The sequence below is a fragment of the Pseudomonas sp. TNT2022 ID642 genome (assembly GCF_028656995.1).
In the GTDB taxonomy this organism is placed as follows: Bacteria; Pseudomonadota; Gammaproteobacteria; order Pseudomonadales; family Pseudomonadaceae; genus Aquipseudomonas.
In genome coordinates this window covers 158781-179802 of record NZ_JAMDGW010000015.1, presented here as the reverse complement: position 1 = coordinate 179802, position 21022 = coordinate 158781, and the positions used below count along the sequence as shown (strand labels likewise).

The window sequence follows — 21022 nt, the reverse complement described above, 5'->3', positions numbered from 1 at the left end:
CCCTCTCCCGGGGAGAGCGGATTATTCAGTGTTAAGGGTTATAGATGTCGTCGCGAGTCCACGGCAGTTCATGGCTGCCATCCGGGTGCACCTTCACCGCGAGGATCTGGTGCAAATTGATCCAGCCACGCGCGAACGCGTAGGCGCAACCGGCGAGGTACAAACGCCAGATGCGCAGCGCTTGATCGGGTACCAGTTTGCCAGCGGCTTCGAGATTGTCCTCCAGCCGCTCGCTCCAGTGATCCAGCGTGCGCGCGTAATGCAGCCGCAGACTTTCGACGTCGACAATCTCAAGGCCCGCTTCGCTGATCTCGGCCGAGATCATCGCCAGGTGCGGTAACTCACCGTTGGGGAATACATATTTCTCGATGAATTCCCCGGCACCGCGTCCCACCGGACGGCCATCGGTGTGTTTGGCGGTGATGCCATGGTTCATCACCAGACCGCCCTCCTTCACCGCGCCGAACAGGGTTTTGCAGTACTCGGCGAGATTGGCGTGGCCGACGTGTTCGAACATGCCGACACTGACGACCTTGTCGAAACGCCCATCCTGGGGCAGATCGCGGTAGTCGAGCAACTGCAGTTCGATCTGGTCTTCGAGGCCTTCGGCTGTGACCCGCTCACGTGCCAGTTCAAGCTGTTCCTTGCTCAGGGTGATGCCGAAGACCTTGGCGCCGAACTCTCGAGCGGCATACCGTGCCAGCCCACCCCAACCGCACCCGACATCCAGCAGATAGTCACCCGGCTGCAAACGCAGCTTGCGGCACAGATGACGGAATTTGGCTTGTTGCGCCTGCTCAAGCGTTTCGCTGCCCGTTTCGAAATACGCGCAGGAATACGCCATGTCGCTGTCCAGCCAGAGCTGGTAGAACGCATTGGACAGGTCGTAGTGGTAGGAGATGGCTTTGGCGTCGGTTTCCTTGTCGTGCACCGAACGCACGGGGTTACTGTCTTCATCTTCACCGAGCAAAGCATTGCTCAATTCGTCGCAGACCCGGATGACTTCGCTGATCGAGCCCTCCAGTTCGAGTTTGCCTTCAACGAATGCCGCTCCGAGCGCATCAAGGCTAGGATGGGTGAACTGAGTGACCATCCGCGGGTCCTTGACCACGATGGTAACGCTGGGCGCCGGCCCCAGATTGAACTCATGGCCGTCCCAGAGCCGCAGTCGAAGCGGTAGCTGCAGATTCTGTAAGGCCGGTGGAAGTTGCGCGAGCATGGAAAATCCCCCCTTGTTTCAGACGTCTGATCTGAGGGTAGACCATCCTTGAAAAATAGCAGGCTATCGATTTGATAGCCGCCGACTATGAACCTGGAAGGCTGCTTGATCCGTTTTCAATGCGCCTGATCTGATGACAAACAGCCCGGTGCGCAGTTCAAAAAATGATCAATTCTGCTCTTTGATCTTTAGCAGAGGCTCCTGAAAACGCAACAAACGACCGGCGTTACCCAGCACCAGCAACGTGCTGAGGTTGTGCAGCAGCGCGGCGATCATGGCCCCGGCAGCGCCGAGCCAACCGAAGGCAGCGAACACGACGATGGCCAGCGTCCAGCCCAGCCCGATGATCACGTTGACCTGCAACGTCCTGCGGCACTGACGACTGAGTCGTACGCAGGTGCCGAGCCGACGCAGATCGCTGCCAATCAAAACGATGTCAGCCGAGGCCAGCGCGATATCCGCCCCTCCTGCGCCCATCGCTACACCGACCACGCCCGCCTTGAGCGCGAGCGAATCGTTGATGCCGTCACCCACCACCATTGGCCGGAAGCCGTTGTCGATTTCCTTGAGCACGCGATTGAGTTTGTCTTCGGGCAAGGCCTGGGCCTGAACTTCGTGCAAACCGACATCACGCGCCAGAGTCTGGGCCACGCTCTGACGATCCCCGGTCAGCAGCAGTTGCCGACCAAGGCCCAGTTCACGCAATTCGCCGAGGGCAAAGCGGGCTTCCGGCTTAACCGTGTCGGCCAACAACAACCAGGCGAGGAATTCACCGTTCAGTGCCAGTCCGGCGATCGGTCCATCGTGCTCAGGGACCGCGGTGGTTGCGATCCCCAACTGCGCGAACAATTCCGGTCGGCCGAGCGCCGCTTCGCCCTGCGAAGTCATGGCCACCACGCCGAGGCCTTGGCGCTCGTGAATATCGCTCAGCGGTAAACATTCTGCCTGACCGACCAACCCCGCAAGCGCACGACTGACCGGGTGACTGCTTGCCGCGCCGAGACTGGCGGCGAGCGCCATGACCGTGGAAGACTCTGCGCGCGGGCTATTGATCGACTGCAAGCGGAGAGTGCCGTAAGTCAGGGTTCCGGTCTTGTCGACGACCAGAGAAGTGAGGTCAGCCAGTTCTTCAAGAAACGCCGAACTGCGGATCAGAATGCCGTGGCGTGCCGCTACCGCGACACCGGCAATCGCCGTGGCCGGAGCCGACAGCACCAACGCGCACGGACAGGCTGCGACCAGAACGGCGAGCATCGCTTGGGCATCGTGGGTGATAAACCAGGTCACCGCCGCCAGCAGCAACACCAGCACCATGTAGCTGCCGGCATAACGTTCGAGCAAGCGCGTGATCGGCGGTTTCGAACGCTCTGCGTTTTGCATCAAGGCGATGACTTTGCCCAGCGTCGACTCATCTCCAGTGCGCGTCACTTCGATCCGCAGCAGACCGTCGAGGTTGATCGCACCACCAAACACCGTCATGCCGACGCCCGCTTCGACCGGTACCGATTCACCGGTAATAGAAGCCGTATCGAGACTCGCCTGGCCGGACAGCACCCGACCGTCCGCCGGCACCCGATCACCCGCACGTACCTCGACCATGTCGCCGGCCTTCAGCGTGGCGTTATCCACTTCGATGATCGTGCCATCAGCCTGAACCTTGCGCGCATGGCTGCGGGTCAGTTGACCGAGGGCGTGAATCGCTTCCTGCGAACCAATGACACTGCGCTCTTCCAACACATGGCCGAAGATCATGATGATCGGCAGCAGTGCCGCCGTCAGCAGATCACCGGTCGCCCACGCGCCGAGCATGGCCAGGGCAATCAGTTGATCGGTGATGCCATGCAGGCTCGGATAGCGAAGGCTGAACCACGCTGAACGCATCACCGGTACGGCCACCAATAAGGAAGCAAAACCGAGCAGCAATTGGCTGACCCCGGTTTGCTCCGGCACCCACCAGCGCCAGATCAGACCCAGGCCAAGCAGGCCCAGCGCAAGCATGGCCAGGGTCAATTGCCGTGCAGCGCGGCGTTGTTCGGCAGAAGACAACAGGCTGGGTGCGGCAGTCGTCGCAGTCATTTACTGGCTCCCTGAATGATCAGACGGGAATCGTCTTTCGGGTCGACCGTGGTCACCGAACCGGCCGCACCGAGAATCTTCGGCATGCGTTCGCGGTAAAGGCGCAGGAGCATTTGCGGGTCGGTGGCGCTGGCCAGACTCGATACTGTGGCGGTGTCGGCAGCAGCCTTGGCCAGACGCTCACCGGCCTGCGCGTGAGCGACTTGCAGCGTGCGATCGGCTTGTTCGTTGGCAGTCTGAGTGAGTTTCTCGGCGTCCGTGCGTGCATTGGCCACGGCTTTGTCAGCTTGCTGGCTGGCTGTGAGAACCGCGTTGAACGCACTGACCGCTGGAGCCGGCAGACTCGATTGCACATCAACCCGCGCCACTTCGATACCGATGCCCTGCCCGCTCGCCTTCAACCCGGCCAAGCGTTTGTTGACGCCTTGCACCAGATCACCGCGCAGTCTTTCACGGCGTTCGGCCGCTTGATTGTCAGTGCCGATCAACTCCGGGCGCGCGACCAGAATGGTGTCCAGATCCCGCGCGGCAGTCAGCGCCACGGCGCTTCGGGTGACCAATCGATCCAGGGCTGGCAGCACATGATCGGCCTGCAATACGAAGTCGTAAGGGTCGCTGACTTTGTAAAACACCCGCACATCGAGCTGCACTACGCCGGCATCGCCGGTCAATAAATAACCAGATCCAGCCAGCGCATCGCTCAGCGGTACGGCGAACGAAGCGACACGATCAGCCTTCAGTGCTTCATCGCTGCGCAGCAGGTTTTCCACTCGACGTTCAATGACCCGATCCGCTGCCGGCAGCAAAATCACCTGCTCGAACGGCTGTGGCCAGGCCAATAACAGACCGGCATTCTGGATGCGATCAAGTGCGCCGAAATGCAAAACCACCGCACGACTCTGCGGGTCGATCTGCCGCACATTAGAAAATGCCCACGCCAGCGCGGCCAATACTGTCACCGCATACAGGGCAAAAAACGCCAAACGCCCAGCCTGAATCCACGGACTGTTCAGCGAATGTGTTCCACGTGGAACTTCATCACTCATGGCTGCGATCCGGGTTTACTGTCGAGTGTCGGTGGGCCATCGACCAGCACGCGGAATGGCGCGGCGTCGGTGCGCAGAATCAATTTGGTGTCCGGCGTGACAATGGTGCCGAGAGTGTCCAGCGAGCGCAGCAAATTGTAGAGCTGTGGTGAACTGGCGTAGGCGCGGCCATAAATCTGTGCCGCTTCGACCCGGGATTGCGCTTCGATTTCTGCTACCTTCACCGTCGCATCCGCTTGAACAATCCGCGCATCGCGTTCAGCAGCGGAACGGATTTGCGCGGCTTCACGTTTGCCGATCGCCGTGCGTTCAGTGGCGATGGTTTCACGCTCGGCGCGCATACGATCGACGGTGGCAGTCAGCGTCACCGACGGCAGGGTCAATCGCTCGATACCAACCTGAACCACCCGCACGCCATAGGTCGCGAGCAATTGCTGATCGATCTGCTCGCGCAGTTGCGCTTCGAATTCAGCGATATGCACCTGACTGGCATCAGTGTTGACCAGATTCGCCAGATCGAAGCTGCTGGCGGTGGTTTCCAGCGCCGAGCCCACGAAGGTGCGAATCTGCCGCGCCGCTTCATCCGGCTGATTCTGCACCGCGCGCATAAAGCGCTGCACATTGTCCGGATCACCTTGTACCTGCCACGCGACGTAGGCTTGCACAATGATGCGCAAACCGTCGCGCGTGCCGACATCCTGCAAGCCACTGGAGGTGGTGCGCAGACGCAAATCCACCGGTATCGCCGCCTCGAACGGTGCCGGCCAGCGCCAGCTCAAACCCGGATCAAGCAGCACCCGCGATGGATTACCGAAACGGGTAATGACCGTGGCTTCGCCGGAACGCACTTGCACCAGGCTCGCCGCCGCAATGGCAAACGCCACCAGCAAGGCTGCCCAGCCCATCCGTCGCCACGGAAAAGGCCCGGCCTCTTCCGGTGCACCATGGTGATGATGGCCATGATGATGGTGATGCCCGCCGTGACCGTGATCGTGGCCGCTGTGGTCATGATGATCGTGTGTGTGCGACTGGCTCAATGGGCGACTCCTGGTTGAGCGGTGGTGCGCGCGGGCGTCGGGTCAGCCGGCAGCGAGAACGTACGCAGGTCGATGGTCGGCGCATTGCTGCTGCCACCCAGACGATGATCGAGTATCAGCAATTTGGCTTTGCTCAGGCCTTGGCTGAGCTGGCCGAGGTATTGCTCGAGCACAAAGGCCTGACCAGCGCTGGCGAAGGCTTTTTGCTCGGCACGGAATCTCAGATCCGCCGCCTGCGCCGTAGCGCTGGTTTCCCGTGCATTAGCGCTGGCCTGGTCACGAGCAAGACTGGCCTGCAACTGCGCCTGATTGCTCGCTTCCGCCGCCGCGCCACGCTCACGGGAGATCAAGGCTTGGGCGCCAATCTGTGCCGCTTGCACGCTGTGATAGGCATTGGCGGCACCGGCTGGCGGATGAATGGCTTCGACGACCGTGGCGAGAATTTCCACACCGCTGTCGAGTTTTTGCAGATCGCTTTGCACCGCGCGACCGATCTCCTCGCCCAGCCCGACACGGTCTTGACCGAGCAAACCGTCGAGCGTGCGTGAGGCAAAGTCGTGCACCAGAATCCGGCTGGCGGTGCTGCGGATCAGCGTCGGCACATCGGCACTGTTGTAGGTGGCGGCCAGCGCAGCCTGATCAGTCAGGCCAATGCGATAGACGAAGCGCACGTCCATGTTGACGATCTGAAAGCTCTGCTGCTCGCCATGGCTGCTGGCGATGACTTGCGACTTGTCGTTGATATGACTGGCGTCCCACAAACGGTTGGCGGTAATGGGCGCCGGACCTTCAGCTGGGTCGGCTTGCAGCGGCGCAGAGTTCTCGCCGACGCTGGTTGCCAATTCATGAACCACGCCGTTTTCAACGATCAACACCCGCCCCAACGGCCACGGCAGACCCGTGTGCAGTCCCGGGCCGAACACCTGCACCGGTTTGCCGAAACGCTCATAGATACCCCGTCCCTGTAACGGGATTTCATGGACGCCGGTGAGTAACCAGCCCACTGCAGCGACCAAGGTCAGCACCGGCAGAAAAGCCCGGCGCATGTAACTGAACGCCCAGATCTGGCGCAGATCGATGCCAAAGCGGTTGTGCAATTCATGCTGCAAGGCGAGTAACGGCTGTGGTGGCCAACGCAGCATATCGGCGACAAAACTGCGCGCCAACAATGTCGGTTCAAGCCGCTCACGGCGAGGGCTGAATACCGAGAGAACAGCGCGCAATAGCAGCTCGATCGAGACCAATCCTGGCAAGATACCGATCAGCACGGCAACGCGAACCGGCCACACTGAGCTCTCGCCGGCGAACAGCAAACACAACGCGCCCAGCACCAGACTGACGATCGCCACGCGCGTCAGTTGCGCCAATACTCCCGCTTCGGGCCATTGCGCCGGATTTTCCTGAGCGAGTTGCCGCTCCAGTACCAGCAAACCGAACGCCAGCAACAGCGCCAACGCAGCACCCACAGTGGCAGACACCCCCACGGCAGCGGCGGGCAACGCGAGGTTCCACACCGGCTCGATGCTCAGCATCACCAGCAGCGACCAACCCGCCAACCACAGCGTCGCCGCACCGAGCTGATTGAGCAGATGCAGACTGCCTTGACTCATGCGCTCCAACAGCCGCTCGTACCAGCCCTGCGGCGCAGATTGTTCCTCGTCAGTAAGTGGCACCAGCACAACAGCAGGATTGATCACCTGCGCGCGCCATTGCGTCACCCACCACGCCGATTGCAGACCTGCGACCAGCACCAGCAATGCCGCACTCTGGTTGACCAATAGCGGCAGCCACAAGGACTGCGGGGCAAACAGCCCGACAAAGAACGCCAGCACCCACCCTGCCCCGGCCAATCCGCCGAGACCGATCGCCCAACGTCGCAGGCGTCGGCTTTGCACGGCTGCTTGCTGAAAGCGCGGCAGTCCGGTCACTTGCGGGCCTTCTACGTCCAGATCGACTTGCATATCACCCCAAATTCATTGGCTCACACCTGTATATCGTTACGATATAACGAAATAGGTGAAATATTCGTACACAATTACGCTTATTCAAAGATGCCCAACCTGTCGCTTCCCTGAAGCCTTGACCGAAATGCGGGGAAACGCACATATTACGTTCGTAATTTTCATCCGGAACTACTTTTAGCGATCCGCATCCATCAAACAGGAGCAAGCGCATGAGCAACTATGACGTGGTGATTCTGGGCGGCGGCCCCGGTGGCTACAATGCAGCAATCCGCGCCGGCCAGTTGGGCCTCAAGGCCGCTTGCGTGGAAGGCCGGGCAACGCTCGGCGGCACCTGCCTGAACGTCGGTTGCATGCCGTCAAAAGCCCTGTTGCATGCCTCGGAGCTGTACGACGCGGCGATGGGTGCGGAATTCGCCAACCTCGGCATCGAGGTCAAACCGACGCTAAACCTCGCGCAAATGATGAAGCAGAAAGACGAGAGCGTGGCCGGCCTGACCAAAGGCATCGAGTTTCTGTTTCGCAAAAACAAGGTCGAGTGGATCAAGGGGTGGGGCCACATCGACGGCCCGGGCAAAGTCACCGTGACCGACGATCAGGGCAGCAAAATCGAACTGACCGCCAAGGACATCATTATCGCCACCGGCTCCGAGCCCACTCCCCTGCCCGGCGTCGAGATCGACAACCAGCGCATTATTGATTCAACCGGCGCGCTGTCGCTGAGCGAAGTGCCCAAGCATCTGGTAGTGATCGGTGCCGGGGTGATTGGTCTGGAACTGGGCTCGGTATGGCGGCGTTTGGGCGCACAGGTCACCGTGGTCGAATACCTCGACCGCATCTGTCCGGGTGTTGATGGTGAGGCCGGTAAAACCCTGCAACGCTCGCTGAGCAAACAGGGCATCACTTTCAAACTGAGTTCGAAAGTCACCAGCGCCACATCTACCGCCAACGGCGTACAGCTCAGCGTCGAGCCGGCCGCTGGCGGCACTGCCGAGTTGCTTGAAGCCGATTACGTATTGGTCGCTATCGGTCGCCGCCCTTACACAAAAGACCTCGGTCTGGAGAACGTCGGCCTGAGCACCGACAAACGCGGCATGCTCGCCAACAAACAACACCGCACCGAAGCCACCGGCATCTGGGTGATCGGCGACGTGACCTCCGGGCCGATGCTCGCGCACAAGGCTGAAGACGAAGCGATGGCCTGCGTCGAGCAGATCCACGGCAAGGCTGGCGAGGTCAATTACGACCTGATCCCTAACGTGATCTACACCAAACCGGAACTGGCCAGCGTCGGCAAGACCGAAGAACAACTCAAGGCCGAGGGCCGCGCCTACAAGGTCGGCAAGTTTCCGTTCACCGCCAACAGCCGAGCGAAGATCAACCACGAGACCGAGGGTTTCGCCAAAGTCCTCGCCGATGAGCGCACCGATGAAGTACTCGGCGTACACCTGGTCGGCCCGAGTGTGAGTGAAATGATTGGCGAATTCTGTGTGGCGATGGAGTTCAGTGCTTCGGCGGAAGACATTGCGTTGACGTGTCACCCTCATCCTACCCGGTCGGAAGCGTTGCGCCAGGCGGCGATGAATGTCGAGGGGATGGCGACGCAGATGTAGGCTTCTGAAATCCAGGTGGTTGAAACACCGCTTTCGCGAGCAGGCTCGCTCCCACAGTTGACCGTGTTCCTTCTGAAGAACTGCGGTCGAATGTGGGAGCGAGCCTGCTCGCGAAGGGTGCGACTCGGTCTATAGCGGAAGATGCCCCAGCGGCAACGCCCCCGGCGTCTTCACCGTGTGAATCGCAAAGTTACTGCGAATATCGCTCACCCCCGGCAGTTTCAACAGACAGCCGCTGAGAAAACGGTCATACGCGCGCAGATCCGGCACCACCACTTGCAACAGAAAATCCGACTCGCCCGAGACCAGAAACGCTGAAATCACCTCCGGCAGCGCCGTCACCGCAGCATAAAACGCCTCGGCCTGTTCATCGTTGTGGCGCTCGACCTTGACCCCGACAAACACCGTCAGCCCCAGCCCGACTTCATCGCGATCGAGATTGGCCTGATAACCGCGAATCACCCCGGCCTCTTCAAGCATGCGCACCCGGCGCAGACACGGTGAGGCCGACAAGCCGATTTCGTCCGCCAGCTCTACATTGCTCAGGCGTCCATTGCGTTGCAGGGCCGCGAGAATCTTGCGATCAAAGGCGTCGAGTTTCATGTTTGGCAGATCCTGATAGTCGTTACGGTGAAAACCAGCAGATTATGCCAAAGCAGCAGGCTTTTGAAGCGGACTACGCAAGCACCTGCCCCACCTTTCGGCCCTAGACTTGGCTCACCGAATCGACAACGAAAGGGGTGTAGCGTGGCGAGTCTCTGGCTGTTTTTCCTGGCATTGGCGGTGGTCTATCTGTTGCCCGGCCCGGACATGATCCTGCTGCTGCAAACCGGTGCCCGCCAGGGGCGCGGTGCGGCGCTGGCCACTGCCATCGGCCTGGGCGTTGCCCGTGGTTGTCACGTGGCCTTGGCGGCGTTGGGGCTGGCGGCGCTGTTCAAAGCCGCGCCGTGGACATTCGAGGCGGTGCGATTGGCGGGGGCGGCGTATCTGTTGTGGATCGGCATTCAATGCCTGCGCAGCACCCTGCTGCCGAACCTGAATGCTGGCGAGCCTGGCAATTCCCACGGGCAATGGCGCGAAGCCGTCCGACGCGGTTTGCTGACCAACCTGCTCAACCCAAAAGCACTGTTGTTCTGTTCGGTGCTGCTGCCGCAATTCATCGTCAACGACGGCGCGCCGGTGTTAAGCCAGTTTGCCGTGCTTGGCATGCTGCTGGTTGGCGTCGGCCTGCTGTTCGACAGCGCCTACGCCCTCACCGGCGCCGCGCTGGGCCGTTGGCTGCAACACAGTCCAACGGCCCAACGTGTACAACAATGGCTGTTTGGCAGCCTGCTGATCGGTTTCGCCGTGCGCCTGACCTTCGTCCAGCAGGCTTAGCCTTTGCGGGCCTTGCGCTGGCGACGACTGATCAACAGCAACGCAGCGCCCGCGACCAGCACAACCGCGCCGATCTGCACCGGCCACTTATACGGCCGCAACGATGAACGCACAGCATCCGTTACCTGAGTGACATAACGCTTGTCGGCGTTTTCGAAATCCGGGTACGGGCACTGATTGCCGAAATCCACCGCCCACGGGACGAACGGCCCTTCCTTGATATAACGCTGATACAGCGCGCTCTGATCTTCCAGGCTGCTGTTCCAGCCAGCGGCGTTGCACAGCACAGCGGCAAACGCCTGACTGGTGTGCGGCAGGTTGTCAGCAGCGCGCCCGGCCAGTTCGGTGGCGACGAAACGGTAGTGATAGCGCTGATCCGGCTTCGCTTCGCTGGCGGCCTGACGCTGCACTTCGGCTTCGCTGACCAGCGGGCCGACTTTCAACTCAACACTTTCCAGGCTGTAGTTGCCACCGAACGTGGCGTAGTCCGGCGCCATCTCGTAACCGAGAATATCCATGCCCCATTCACGCGCCGTCCACGCGGCGTTGTACAACGCACTGGCGCGTTTGGTCGGCCACCACGCGGCATCAGCCTTCAGCCGTTGTTCGCCGTAGAGGCGAGCCTTGTTTTGCAGGTCGGGATTGTCGAAATAAGCCACCGCGTCGGCGTAATGCCCTTCACGCAGCAAGCGCCGACCCAGCAGATTGCGCAGGCTGGCGGCGACCGGCAGCGGCACGTAGTTATCGCGCTGCTGTTGAGTCAGCGCGGGCGGAGCCGGGACGTTATCGTCGATGTATTTTTTCAGCTCATCGACCGTCAGCACACGCTCGGCCACGGTCGCGGCGTCGAACCAGTAGACACTGTTGCTGCGATACAACTGCACGAACGCTTGCAGATACTCGCCGCGCTGCAAGGCGAGAATCGCGCTTTCGCCCTCGACCCGGCACTTCGGCTGAACGGCTTCATACGCCCAGTCCGGTGTGCGCCGGTAACCCCAGTCTTCGCTCTGCGGGAAGGCCTGCGCAGCTTTCGAATAGGCGGCGGCCGCAGCATTTTTATCGCCATCACGCACTGCCAGTTTCGCTCGTAGCCACCACGCCAGGCCGCCGTCACCGGCATTTTCGAGGAAGGCTTTGGCGCCGGCGTAATCGCCCTGTTGATAACTCATCGCCGCCAGACGATCAGCATTGTCGAGGCTGCCACGGGTGCTGTTTTGCAGCAGCTTGACCAGTTTCTTCTCGTTCGGCGGCTCATCGCCAAACGACCAGCCCTGGCGGCTGACCAGCGATGCCGTGACCAGTTGCTGCACGGCTTTGTGCTGCAGCAACTCGGTGAGTTCGGCCTCGGGCAACTCCGCCAGTTCATTCATCAGTTGCTTGAGCGAGGTGTAACCCACGGGCGAGCCGTGCAGGTTCTGTGCTTCGTACAATTCGATGGCGCCGCTCCAGTCGCCCGCCGTGCGCAACACCCGCGCCTCTTCACCGAGGCTGGCAACACCCAACTCCAGCGGATCGCTGAAACCGTCGATGCTCAGTTGCCGGGCCTGGCGGAACGCATCACGCGATTGCTCCAGCGCCTCGACCGCATCCCCGCCTTCGCTGCTCATGGCAAACCAGGTACGGCCCATCGAATACGCCGCCCACGTGCTGCGCAACGGACGCTGATCTGCCGGCAGCGTCAGCAGCTTGTTGAAATACTCGACCGCGAGTTGATGATCGCCCGTGGCAAACGCCACCGCACCGGCCACGTACAAACGGATTTCCGCCGGCAGGCTGGCGCCCTGCGCCTCGACCTGACGCGCATCGGTCAGGCCGCGCAGTTGTTTGACCAACGCTTGCTGCTCGGCGCTCAGTCCGGCCTGTTCAGCCTTTTCCCGAGCCTCGGCCGCCGCGTTTTCTTCGCCGTACATATCGTTGGGATTGTACGTCGCCGCAGTGACATTCTTCAGCCCGGCGATGGTTTTGCCGAGGCGGCTGAGTTCGAAGTTGAAGTTGCCCTCAGGCAGATCCGCGAGGGTCTGCCCGCGATTGTCGAGCAGGCGCATCGGGAAATCTGGTCCGCAGGCCAGCGCCGAACCCAGCGGCAGGCAGAGGCTCAGGCAGAGCAGATGGCGGGGCCAGTTACGGGTCAACATGCGAACCTCCTTGATCAATATTTGCGCAACGCGCCCAACCGATAGCGCGTTGTCCGCCCGCCGGCAAACGGCCGTCGCGCAGGCGGGTGAAGGTAAGCAGATCCGGGCTTTGTTGCAACGAGTAACCGGCGAGTGCATCGGCGCCTTCGCAGCTTTGTGTCTTCAGCGTGATCCGCGCTGGCCAGACACTGTCGAGGTTGCCGGGGTTGTCGAGTTTGATGTCGTAGAGGCCGTCGAGCTCGCTCAACGTCACGCCGAGCTGACTGGCGAGTTGATCACCCCGGGCCACCGCACGCAGGGTGGTCAGACTCCAGGCGCGGCGATCATTGGCCAGCGGCAGACGAAACCAGATCAGACCGGCCAGATGCGCGGGAGGGTCCTCACGCAATGCCTGACCGAGCTGGCTCAGTTGCAGCGGATCAGCCAGCAGCTCCCGGCGCTGCCCGCCCCGCTCAAGTTGCACTTCGCTTTCCACCACCGGCGCCCCGCCGTCATCGGGCAACAGCGCCACGCCGTAAGCCGGCAGCGCCAGATAGAACGGTTTGTCGGTGATACCTGCCCAGGCCTTGGCCCATTTCAACGCCTGATCAGGATCGAACAAACCGCGGCGCGGATCGCTGACGGCGTGCACTTGCAACACGCTGCTGTCGACGGTTTGCAGAAGTTCGGGCAATTGCGCACTGCCGAGCCAGGCCGGCAGTGCCGTGATGCTCAAGGGCAGATTCGTCGGTAAGGCCGAGCGCAGATGTTTGAGGAATTCAGCGTATGCCGGCAACCGCGCATTACCCGCGTCATGGTCGATTTCGACGCCGCTCAGCGTCAGGCCTTGCGCTTGCCAATCGGCAAGCACCTGCAGAATCTGCACAGTGACCTGATCCTGATCCAGCGACTTGAGCTGGCCGTCGAGACGAATCACCGCAATCAACGGACGACCATCGGCTTTCAATAATTGCGCATCGATCCGCGCCCGGCGCCATCCCGCATTAGGAAAGGCTTGCAGTGCGAGGACGCGTAGCGTCGAGAAATCCTGGCGACTGTCACGCAGCGCAGCCTCGTGGGCTGGCGTCCATTGGCGTTGCCAGATGTAGAGTTGTTGGTCGAGGGGGCGCGCGTCCTGCTGCTTGCAAGCAGACAGCGCAATCAATGCAACCAGACCGACGAGAAACCGCATACCTTCCAATCCCTGACACCACAGGGTTGCAAGGTTACACAAATCCCTGTGGGAGCGAGCCTGCTCGCGAAGGCGTTGTGTCTTTCAACCAAGATCTTGTCTGACACAGCCTCTTCGCGAGCAGGCTCGCTCCCACACGTCGGTCAGGAGGTCACTTCAGGAGACGCTACGTTCGCTCGGGACGTTGCGAGACGTTTTACCAGTGCGGTGCCACGGTCGCGCATCGGCATTTCGATGAAGCGATAATTCAGTTCGCTGAGCAATACGATCAGGCCGCATGCCAACAGCAAGGTAATGATCGGGTGTCCCGCCGGGCTCGGCAGCCCTGCCCCCTGCAAACGGAAAATCACTTCCCGTACCAGGAAATACACCGGAATGTGGATCAGGTAGATGCCGTAGGAACGATTGCCTACCCACGCCATCGCCCGCTGCAAGCGCCCGGCCGGTAACAGATAATCGCCGTTGTAGGAGGCGATCCATACCAGTACGGCACTGAGAATGGCGATGGCGCCGATGCGATAGGGCGCCGTAGTAAAGCGCTCGGCGCCCAGGTAACTCAGCAGCAAGCCGACAATGACCAGCAATGAAATCCCGGCCCACGGACGGCGCAGAAACGTCGGCTGCCAGCGTCGATAACCCGGTTGCACACTCCACATGGCCAACAACACACCCAAGGCAAGCGCGTCGGTTCGAACGGACATCAACAGCGACGTACGCTCCAGGAACAGTTGCACCGCTACCAGCGCCAGTAACACCCACACCAAGTGTTTGCGGCAGAGCAGGATCAGCAGCGGAAACAGCAGGTAGAACTGTTCCTCCAGCGCCAGACTCCAGTAGACGAAACTGCTGCCGTACTCGTAATGAAAAATAGCATCGGCAAAGCGGAAATTGGCGTACTGGAATACCCCCGCGAGCGTGGCCTGCACGTTGGCCTGCACCGTGCCGAACGCCCCGGAGCGATTGAAAAAAACGCACAGCAGCAGCATCAGTGCCAGCCACAACCAGGCCGATGGCAGCAGGCGAAAGGCTCGCCGCAACCAGAAATTACGCGTTTGCTCCCAGCACTCCTGACGGTTGCGGCAACTGCGCAGCGCAGGAATCAGACTGCGGGCGATGACGAACCCGGAAATCGCAAAAAAAACATCCACCCCCCACCACAGCCCCAACCAGGCACGAAGGGATGCGAGCAGCGGCACGGGGTCGCTGAACAGCCCTTGCAAGTGATGAAACAGCACGCCGAGCACTGCAATGGCGCGCAGCACCTCAATGTCCATGATTCGCTTACTGCTCATCCGGCTCCCCTGCATCCAGCGGTTTACGGGCAATGATCACCTGACTCTTGGGCATGAACTGGTCGAGTACCTGTTTGATCGCCAGTCCGTCGGGCCGGTCAAGCATCTCTTCCCAGGTTCGGGCCCACCCTCCCATCAAATGCGGGAACGGTGCGTGAATGCGATCGCGCACCGCTCCGCCCGGATCCTTGCCGGCCGCTTTTTCGCTGGCCCAGAAGAAAATCATCCCCATCACCCAGAAGAACCCGGTGGCTTGCCGATGCTCGATGACCAGCCCGGCCTCCTCGACCATCGCCTCGAAGCGCTCCGGGGTGAAAATCTGTACGTGGTTGGGTGACTGGTAATAACTCGCAGGGGCGATGCCTTTCTGCAAATGCTCGCCCACCGGTGCCGGCACACTGAGCAGATACAACGCACCGGGACGCCCCATACGCGCCAGCTCGGCCATGAACGGCTCGGGTTCGTCGACGTGCTCCAACACCTCCATGCACACCACTCGGCTCGCGCAGCCATCGGCCAATGGCAAGGGCAAGCTGTTGCTGACCAGCCCCAGACTCGGCCTGGTGCTCTTGGCTTCAACCTGACGCGCCAGCTCGCTCACTTTGTCGTGCTCGCTGTCGGTGAAGATCACCGATGCGCCCTGACGTACCGCAAACAAGGTCGCGGCACCCTCGCCACAACCGACATCAAGCAAGGTGTCTTCAGGCGTTATGGCGAAGCCTTTGAGCAATTCACCGCTGTCGTTGAGAAACCAGCCGTCCAGGACGGCATCACGCAAACCGACATCGCGGGGGGACCAGGTGAACAAGGGTTCAGGTTCAGATTCCGGTGTCTGCTCAACCACCGGTTCGGTGACCGGTTCAACGGCGAGCGGCGGTTGCGGCTCGGCTAAAAAGCGCTGGAGCAGTCGACGTATCATGCTCCGCTCACCTCCCTGGTCAATTCAGTACGCCGCTCGAGCAGTTGCGCAAAAAATACCTGCAAGCGCTGCTCGGCCACGGCTTGACTGCAAAACCCTTGCAGACTCTGCACAGCCTCCGCCGACATTTGCGCATAACGCTGTGGGTCGTTTTTGGCCACCTCGTAGCTGGCTCGATAGGCCGAGCAAATCGAGGCCCAATTGGCCGCGTAGCGCAGGGTCCGGTAAGCCGAGCGAGGATCGTGCGGCCAGGCAGTAAACTCCTCGGTCGACTCGATCAGGAACGCATTATCAGCATTCAGATAGTCGATCATCGCCGTCGTGCATGGCGCCACGGCCGGTTTGCCGCAAGACATGAACTCCATCAGCGGCAGGCACTGGCCTTCGCCATAGGACGTGTTGACGACGTAGCGGGTCGCCTGCACCAGCCGTTCGTAATCCGCGTCCGCCAGATAGCCATAGACCAGCACGACGCGGCAGCGATAAGGCTGGTTTTTGTACAGATGATGCAGGATGTCGGTGAGCGCTTCTGCGGCATCGTGGTGCGTGAGCTTGAGCACCAGTGTCGCGTCATCGTGGTCACGGAAAGTCGCGCAGAAGGCACTGATCATGTCCTCCCAGTTCTTGCGACCGTCGCGCGGGTTGAACACCGAGGTGTACACCACGCCTTCAAGCAACAGCGTCTGCTCGGTGACCGGAGCGAGGAAATCGATACCTGGGCCACTGCGCAGATGCACCGGGCCGAAGGCATCCAGATCGATCTCGCGACTGTCGACCACCAGACCTTTGATCGTCAATCGTAACGAATCGACCACAGGTTGCCCCTGCAACTGAACGCCACGCGCAGCGAATCGATCCCAGACCGGGGCAGGTACGGCGACAATCGGGTAATCGGCGCTCATCGCTTCGCGCACCGCATCGACCGTGTAAGTGGAATGGGTGATCGCCGCACCGCAGGCGTTGAGTACCGTGCGCCAGTCGTTCAACGGATCGCCGGCAAACGGTTCGTTGGGGATGGTGCTGAACTCCCAGGCGAAGACTGGCAGCGTCGGACAGGCCAGATGCACCGGGGTGCGGTGCGGTGGCGAGAACGATAGAAATACACAAGGCTCACCACGGGACTGGCAGTCGGCGTACAACGCATCGACTTCAGTGTTCGGGTCCATGACCTCGATCACCCGTCCAAGGCGCTCCAGCACCGGGCGATATTCCTTGAGAACGAAGAAATAGCTGTATTCCGAACGCCCAAGGTTGCGGCTGATGGTGTGCTGGTTGGTTTCCGAATGGATGATGATCAGCATGAGGCGTTATCCGTAACCGGGGCAACGTTGCCGGCCGGTGATGCCAGCCCGAAAAAATCGCTGACACGTTTTTGCAGCAGCGGTTGCGCGCAGTAATCGTGCATGCGCTCGACTGCTGCCAGCGACATGCGCTGATACTCATGTGGCTGTGTCTTGGCCATCCGATAGCTGTTTTCGTAGGCCTTTTTCAACGATCCCCAGTCCGGGCGATGGCGCTGTGCGCGAAAGAGCATTCGCGGGTCATGGGGCCAGGTGCACACCTCTGCACTGGAGCCGACCACGAACGCCACGGACTCATCGATGTAATCCTGCATTGCCGTGTGATCGGGTGCGATCACCGGTTTGCCGCTCGCCATGAACTCCATCAGCGGCAGGCACAGGCCTTCGCAATGCGAAGCGTTGACGTAAAAACTTGCGCACTTGTAAAGCCGTGCGTATTCGACATCGTCCAGATAGCCGTGAATCATCACGACCCGGCAGGAAAATGGTGCCAGTTGCGCCAGCGGTGTCATCAAGTGTGCGTACACCGCCGCCAGATCACTCTGGGTAAATTTCATCACCAGTGTGGCGTCGGGGGTGTCACGAAACGCTGCGCAAAAGGCCGTCAGGATCTGTAGCCAGTTCTTGCGCCCGTCATCGGGGCGGAACACCGTCACGTAGACCACACCGTCCACACGGGTTTGCACCGTTAATGAACTGTCCGGCATATCTCGGGGTGGCGGTTGGACCGCTACCGGTAAAGGCTGTGGGCCTGCGATGTTTGGCAGACGTTTGCCGAGCCAGTCATGCAAAGTCTCTGGAACCAGGTCGCGAATCCCTTCCCAGTACCAGCTCTGCAGAAACCTCACGCGAGACACTGGCGGTTCCTGCTCGTGACCCAGATTCAGCACCCACAATCGCAAATAATGCCGGGCAATGACAAAGCGCCGCTTCAGGGTCAGCGGTGGCGGGCGCGAAGCCTCCAGCTGTGCTTCGATTTCGGCCAGCTCTTCGGGGGTCAGCGGCTCGGGCAGCAGGTTATCCGGATGCAGGTTCATCTGGCGAGAATCAAAGATGCAACCTTTGACCGTCAACGTCGTACCCGGATTGACCGGCGCGCTGACGTGCTGCTCGCGAATCGCTGCAAAGTGCTCCCACAGCGGGGCTGGCATGACCAGCACAGGAAAGTCTTCGCCCATGGAACGACGGATCGCCCGGGCGGTGTGGCTGGACAGTGTGATCACGCGGCCATGTGCAGCCAGCATCCGTGTCCAGTCCTGGCGTGGATCGTTGCCCCACTGTTCATTGGGGATCGAATCGTACTCCCACGCAACAACGCAGACGGTGGGGCATTCGAGATCGATCCGGGTTTTCTGTGGTCGGGTGAAAGAGAGAAAGACACTCTCCTGGCCAGCGGCGAGCAGTTGTCGGTAGAGCGGATCGACTTCGGCGACGGCACCTGCCACATGGACTCGCCCGAGCGTTTCGAGCAGGGGAAGATAGGCCTTCAGCACAAAATAATAATTGGAATCGGGATGTCCCAGATTCTGGCTGATGGAACTGTCGTTGATGTCCGAATAAAGAATGAAATTCATGGCATTCCACGATGACACTGCCATCCCGGCAGCCTCACACTGTGACGGCCAAGCGTTAAATCGGATTGATATCCGTTCTTCGTCTCTGGTCCCGTCTTGTTCTTGTTTTAGTGGTCAGTTTCACCTTTGCGCACGACGATCCCGACAAACCCGGCCAATCGTGACAAGGCGCATTCTAAACACATCCGCAAAGGGTTCGTGAACCGCTCGGCGAGAATAAATCCGACTACGCTAACGAGAACTGACCAGTCACGGTTTGGCCTGTTGAAATTGCCGAGCAATTGGCACAGATTGACAACAAACAAATACAACAACTGACTTCGCCTGTCTTTTAGCCGGTTTTTCTTTCGGTCTGTCAGACCCTTCCTTAAAGCCTGTGGGAAAGTGGCGCAAGTTCAAAGACCAAGGGGTCGCTGTTTGAAAAAGCGTCTGTTCGTCACGGGTCTCAGTGGCTTCGTGGGACAACATATTCAGTCGCGTCTGGCGTTGCCGGATTCGTCGTGGGAGCTACTGCCTGCCGCAGCATCCTATGACCTCACCGATCCACTCAGCCTCACCGACCTGTGGCCGCAACTGCCTGATGCGGTCATCCATCTGGCCGGGCAGACTTTCGTCCCCGAAGCGTTCCGCGATCCGGCACGTACGCTCGAGATCAATCTGCTCGGTACGCTGAACCTGTTGCAAGCCCTCAAGACGCGCGGCTTTTGCGGCACCTTCCTGTATGTCAGTTCCGGTGACGTTTACGGACAGGTCAGCGAAAGCGACCTGCCGATCACTGAACAACAACCGCCCTGCCCCCGTAACCCGTACGCGGTGAGCAAGCTCTCGGCGGAGTTTCTCAGCCTGCAATGGGGCCTGAGCGAAGGTTGGCCAGTGTTGGTCGCGCGGCCGTTCAATCACATTGGCACCGGACAAAACCCAAGCTTTGTCATTGCCAGTGCCGCCCGTCAGATCAATCGCATCAAACAAGGCCTGCAAGCACCGCAACTGGAAGTCGGCGATATCGACGTGACGCGGGATTTCCTCGATGTCGGCGATGTGATCTCGGCTTACTTCGCGCTGCTGGAAAAAGGTACCCCGGGACAGGTCTACAACATCTGCTCGGGCCGAGAGCAAAGCATCCGCAGCCTGATCGAGCAGCTCGGTGATCTGGCCGAAGTCGAGCTGCAACTGGTTCAGGACCCTGCGCGCATGCGCCGCGCCGATCAACGTCGCGTATGCGGCAGCCACGCCAGGCTGACCCGCACCACAGGATGGACGCCTGAAATCACAACACAACAATCCCTGCGGGCGATCCTGTCCGACTGGGAGAAGCGAGTAAAACAAGAATGACTAAAAGTGCACTGATCACAGGGATCACCGGCCAGGACGGCGCCTATCTGGCCAAGCTGTTGCTCGACAAGGGCTACAAGGTTCACGGCCTCGTCGCACGACGCAGCAGCGATTCGCGCTGGCGCCTGCGCGAGATGGGCATCGAAGCCGATATCGTCTATCTGGACGGTGACATGGCCGATGCCTGCTCGGTGCAGCGGGCAGTCATCAAGTCGGCGCCGGACGAGGTCTATAACCTCGCCGCGCAAAGCTTCGTCGCCGCCTCGTGGGATCAGCCGGTGACCACCGGCATCGTCGATGGTCTGGGCGTAACTCACGTGCTCGAAGCGATCCGTCAGTTCAGTCCGCACACACGCTTTTATCAGGCCTCGACCAGCGAAATGTTCGGCCTGATCCAGGCCGAGCAGCAGGACGAGAACACCCCGTTCTACCCGCGCAGCCCATACGGCGTGGCCAAACTGTATGGTCACTGGATCACCGTCAATTACCGCGAAAGCTTCAACCTGCACGCCAGCAGCGGCATCCTCTTCAACCACGAATCACCGCTGCGCGGCATCGAGTTCGTGACCCGCAAGGTCACCGATGCTGCCGCTCGCATCAAGCAAGGCAAACAGCAGGAGCTGGCCTTGGGCAACATCGATGCGAAACGCGACTGGGGTTTTGCCGGCGACTACGTCGAAGCCATGTGGCTGATGCTGCAACAAGACAAGCCTGACGATTTTGTGGTCGCCACTGGCGTCACCACCACCGTGCGTGAAATGTGCCGCATCGCCTTCGATCACGTCGGCCTCAACTACCGCGACTACGTGAAAATCGACCCGGCATTCTTCCGCCCGGCCGAAGTCGAAGTGCTGCTCGGCAATCCGGCCAAGGCTCAACGTGTGCTGGGCTGGAAACCGAAAACCGACCTCGACACCTTGATCCGCATGATGATGGATGCGGACATGAAACGCGTCGCCAAGGAGTAGG

The 21022-nt window shown here is 60.5% G+C and carries 16 protein-coding genes; 4 read left to right on the top strand and 12 right to left on the bottom strand.

The window, feature by feature from the left end; all coding sequences use genetic code 11:
- Positions 1-31 precede the first annotated feature (31 nt).
- The 5 genes from cfaB to hflK (M5G26_RS15945) all read right to left on the bottom strand — a co-directional run bounded on the left by cfaB (position 32) and on the right by hflK (M5G26_RS15945) (position 7339).
- Complete coding sequence (cfaB, locus tag M5G26_RS15965; protein ID WP_273915921.1) at positions 32-1219, bottom strand: C17 cyclopropane fatty acid synthase CfaB; 1188 nt, start codon at positions 1217-1219, stop codon at positions 32-34.
- A 168-nt stretch (positions 1220-1387) separates the two neighbouring features.
- Positions 1388-3295, bottom strand: coding sequence for a heavy metal translocating P-type ATPase (locus tag M5G26_RS15960; RefSeq protein WP_273915920.1), 1908 nt, complete (start codon positions 3293-3295; stop codon positions 1388-1390).
- Positions 3292-4341, bottom strand: coding sequence for a protease modulator HflK (hflK, locus tag M5G26_RS15955; protein ID WP_273915919.1), 1050 nt, complete (start codon positions 4339-4341; stop codon positions 3292-3294). The genes M5G26_RS15960 and hflK (M5G26_RS15955) overlap by 4 nt, the downstream gene beginning before the upstream one ends.
- The gene (hflC, locus tag M5G26_RS15950; RefSeq protein WP_273915918.1) at positions 4338-5378 is read right to left on the bottom strand and encodes a protease modulator HflC; all 1041 of its coding nucleotides are present in this window, start codon (positions 5376-5378) and stop codon (positions 4338-4340) included. The genes hflK (M5G26_RS15955) and hflC overlap by 4 nt, the downstream gene beginning before the upstream one ends.
- Positions 5375-7339: a protease modulator HflK gene (gene hflK / locus M5G26_RS15945; RefSeq protein ID WP_273915917.1), complete on the bottom strand. Its 1965-nt coding sequence runs from the start codon at positions 7337-7339 to the stop codon at positions 5375-5377. Before hflK (M5G26_RS15945) ends, hflC begins: the two co-directional genes overlap by 4 nt.
- Positions 7340-7551: 212 nt before the next feature.
- Between hflK (M5G26_RS15945) and lpdA the strand changes: the two genes are divergently transcribed.
- Positions 7552-8952, top strand: a complete 1401-nt coding sequence (gene lpdA / locus M5G26_RS15940) for a dihydrolipoyl dehydrogenase (protein WP_273915916.1) — start codon at positions 7552-7554, stop codon at positions 8950-8952.
- A gap of 129 nt (positions 8953-9081) precedes the next feature.
- Here the strand turns inward: lpdA and M5G26_RS15935 are convergent, their stop codons facing one another.
- Positions 9082-9555, bottom strand: coding sequence for an Lrp/AsnC family transcriptional regulator (locus M5G26_RS15935; protein ID WP_007960832.1), 474 nt, complete (start codon positions 9553-9555; stop codon positions 9082-9084).
- Between the two features lie 144 nt (positions 9556-9699).
- Between M5G26_RS15935 and M5G26_RS15930 the strand changes: the two genes are divergently transcribed.
- The gene (locus M5G26_RS15930; RefSeq protein WP_150694326.1) at positions 9700-10329 is read left to right on the top strand and encodes a LysE family translocator; all 630 of its coding nucleotides are present in this window, start codon (positions 9700-9702) and stop codon (positions 10327-10329) included.
- On the opposite strand, the gene M5G26_RS15925 is transcribed toward M5G26_RS15930, so the two are convergent.
- The 6 genes from M5G26_RS15925 to M5G26_RS15900 all read right to left on the bottom strand — a co-directional run bounded on the left by M5G26_RS15925 (position 10326) and on the right by M5G26_RS15900 (position 18721).
- Positions 10326-12464, bottom strand: coding sequence for a hypothetical protein (locus M5G26_RS15925; RefSeq protein ID WP_273915915.1), 2139 nt, complete (start codon positions 12462-12464; stop codon positions 10326-10328). The two genes, M5G26_RS15930 and M5G26_RS15925, sit on opposite strands and share 4 nt — an antisense overlap.
- Positions 12451-13635, bottom strand: coding sequence for a DUF3142 domain-containing protein (locus M5G26_RS15920; protein ID WP_273915914.1), 1185 nt, complete (start codon positions 13633-13635; stop codon positions 12451-12453). Before M5G26_RS15920 ends, M5G26_RS15925 begins: the two co-directional genes overlap by 14 nt.
- A gap of 143 nt (positions 13636-13778) precedes the next feature.
- Positions 13779-14927 carry an acyltransferase family protein gene (locus tag M5G26_RS15915; protein WP_273915913.1) on the bottom strand — a complete coding sequence of 383 codons (1149 nt, stop codon included), beginning with the start codon at positions 14925-14927 and terminating at the stop codon, positions 13779-13781.
- Positions 14917-15846 carry a class I SAM-dependent methyltransferase gene (locus tag M5G26_RS15910; RefSeq protein WP_273915912.1) on the bottom strand — a complete coding sequence of 310 codons (930 nt, stop codon included), beginning with the start codon at positions 15844-15846 and terminating at the stop codon, positions 14917-14919. The genes M5G26_RS15915 and M5G26_RS15910 overlap by 11 nt, the downstream gene beginning before the upstream one ends.
- Positions 15843-17147 carry a glycosyltransferase gene (locus tag M5G26_RS15905; RefSeq protein WP_273915911.1) on the bottom strand — a complete coding sequence of 435 codons (1305 nt, stop codon included), beginning with the start codon at positions 17145-17147 and terminating at the stop codon, positions 15843-15845. Before M5G26_RS15905 ends, M5G26_RS15910 begins: the two co-directional genes overlap by 4 nt.
- The gene (locus M5G26_RS15900; RefSeq protein ID WP_273915910.1) at positions 17141-18721 is read right to left on the bottom strand and encodes a glycosyltransferase; all 1581 of its coding nucleotides are present in this window, start codon (positions 18719-18721) and stop codon (positions 17141-17143) included. Before M5G26_RS15900 ends, M5G26_RS15905 begins: the two co-directional genes overlap by 7 nt.
- Positions 18722-19138: 417 nt before the next feature.
- On the opposite strand from M5G26_RS15900, the gene M5G26_RS15895 reads away from it, so the two are divergent.
- Both M5G26_RS15895 and gmd read left to right on the top strand, forming a co-directional pair.
- Complete coding sequence (locus tag M5G26_RS15895) at positions 19139-20053, top strand: GDP-mannose 4,6-dehydratase (protein WP_273915909.1); 915 nt, start codon at positions 19139-19141, stop codon at positions 20051-20053.
- Positions 20050-21021 carry a GDP-mannose 4,6-dehydratase gene (gene gmd / locus M5G26_RS15890; RefSeq protein WP_038359517.1) on the top strand — a complete coding sequence of 324 codons (972 nt, stop codon included), beginning with the start codon at positions 20050-20052 and terminating at the stop codon, positions 21019-21021. Before M5G26_RS15895 ends, gmd begins: the two co-directional genes overlap by 4 nt.
- Position 21022: the final 1 nt, after the last annotated feature.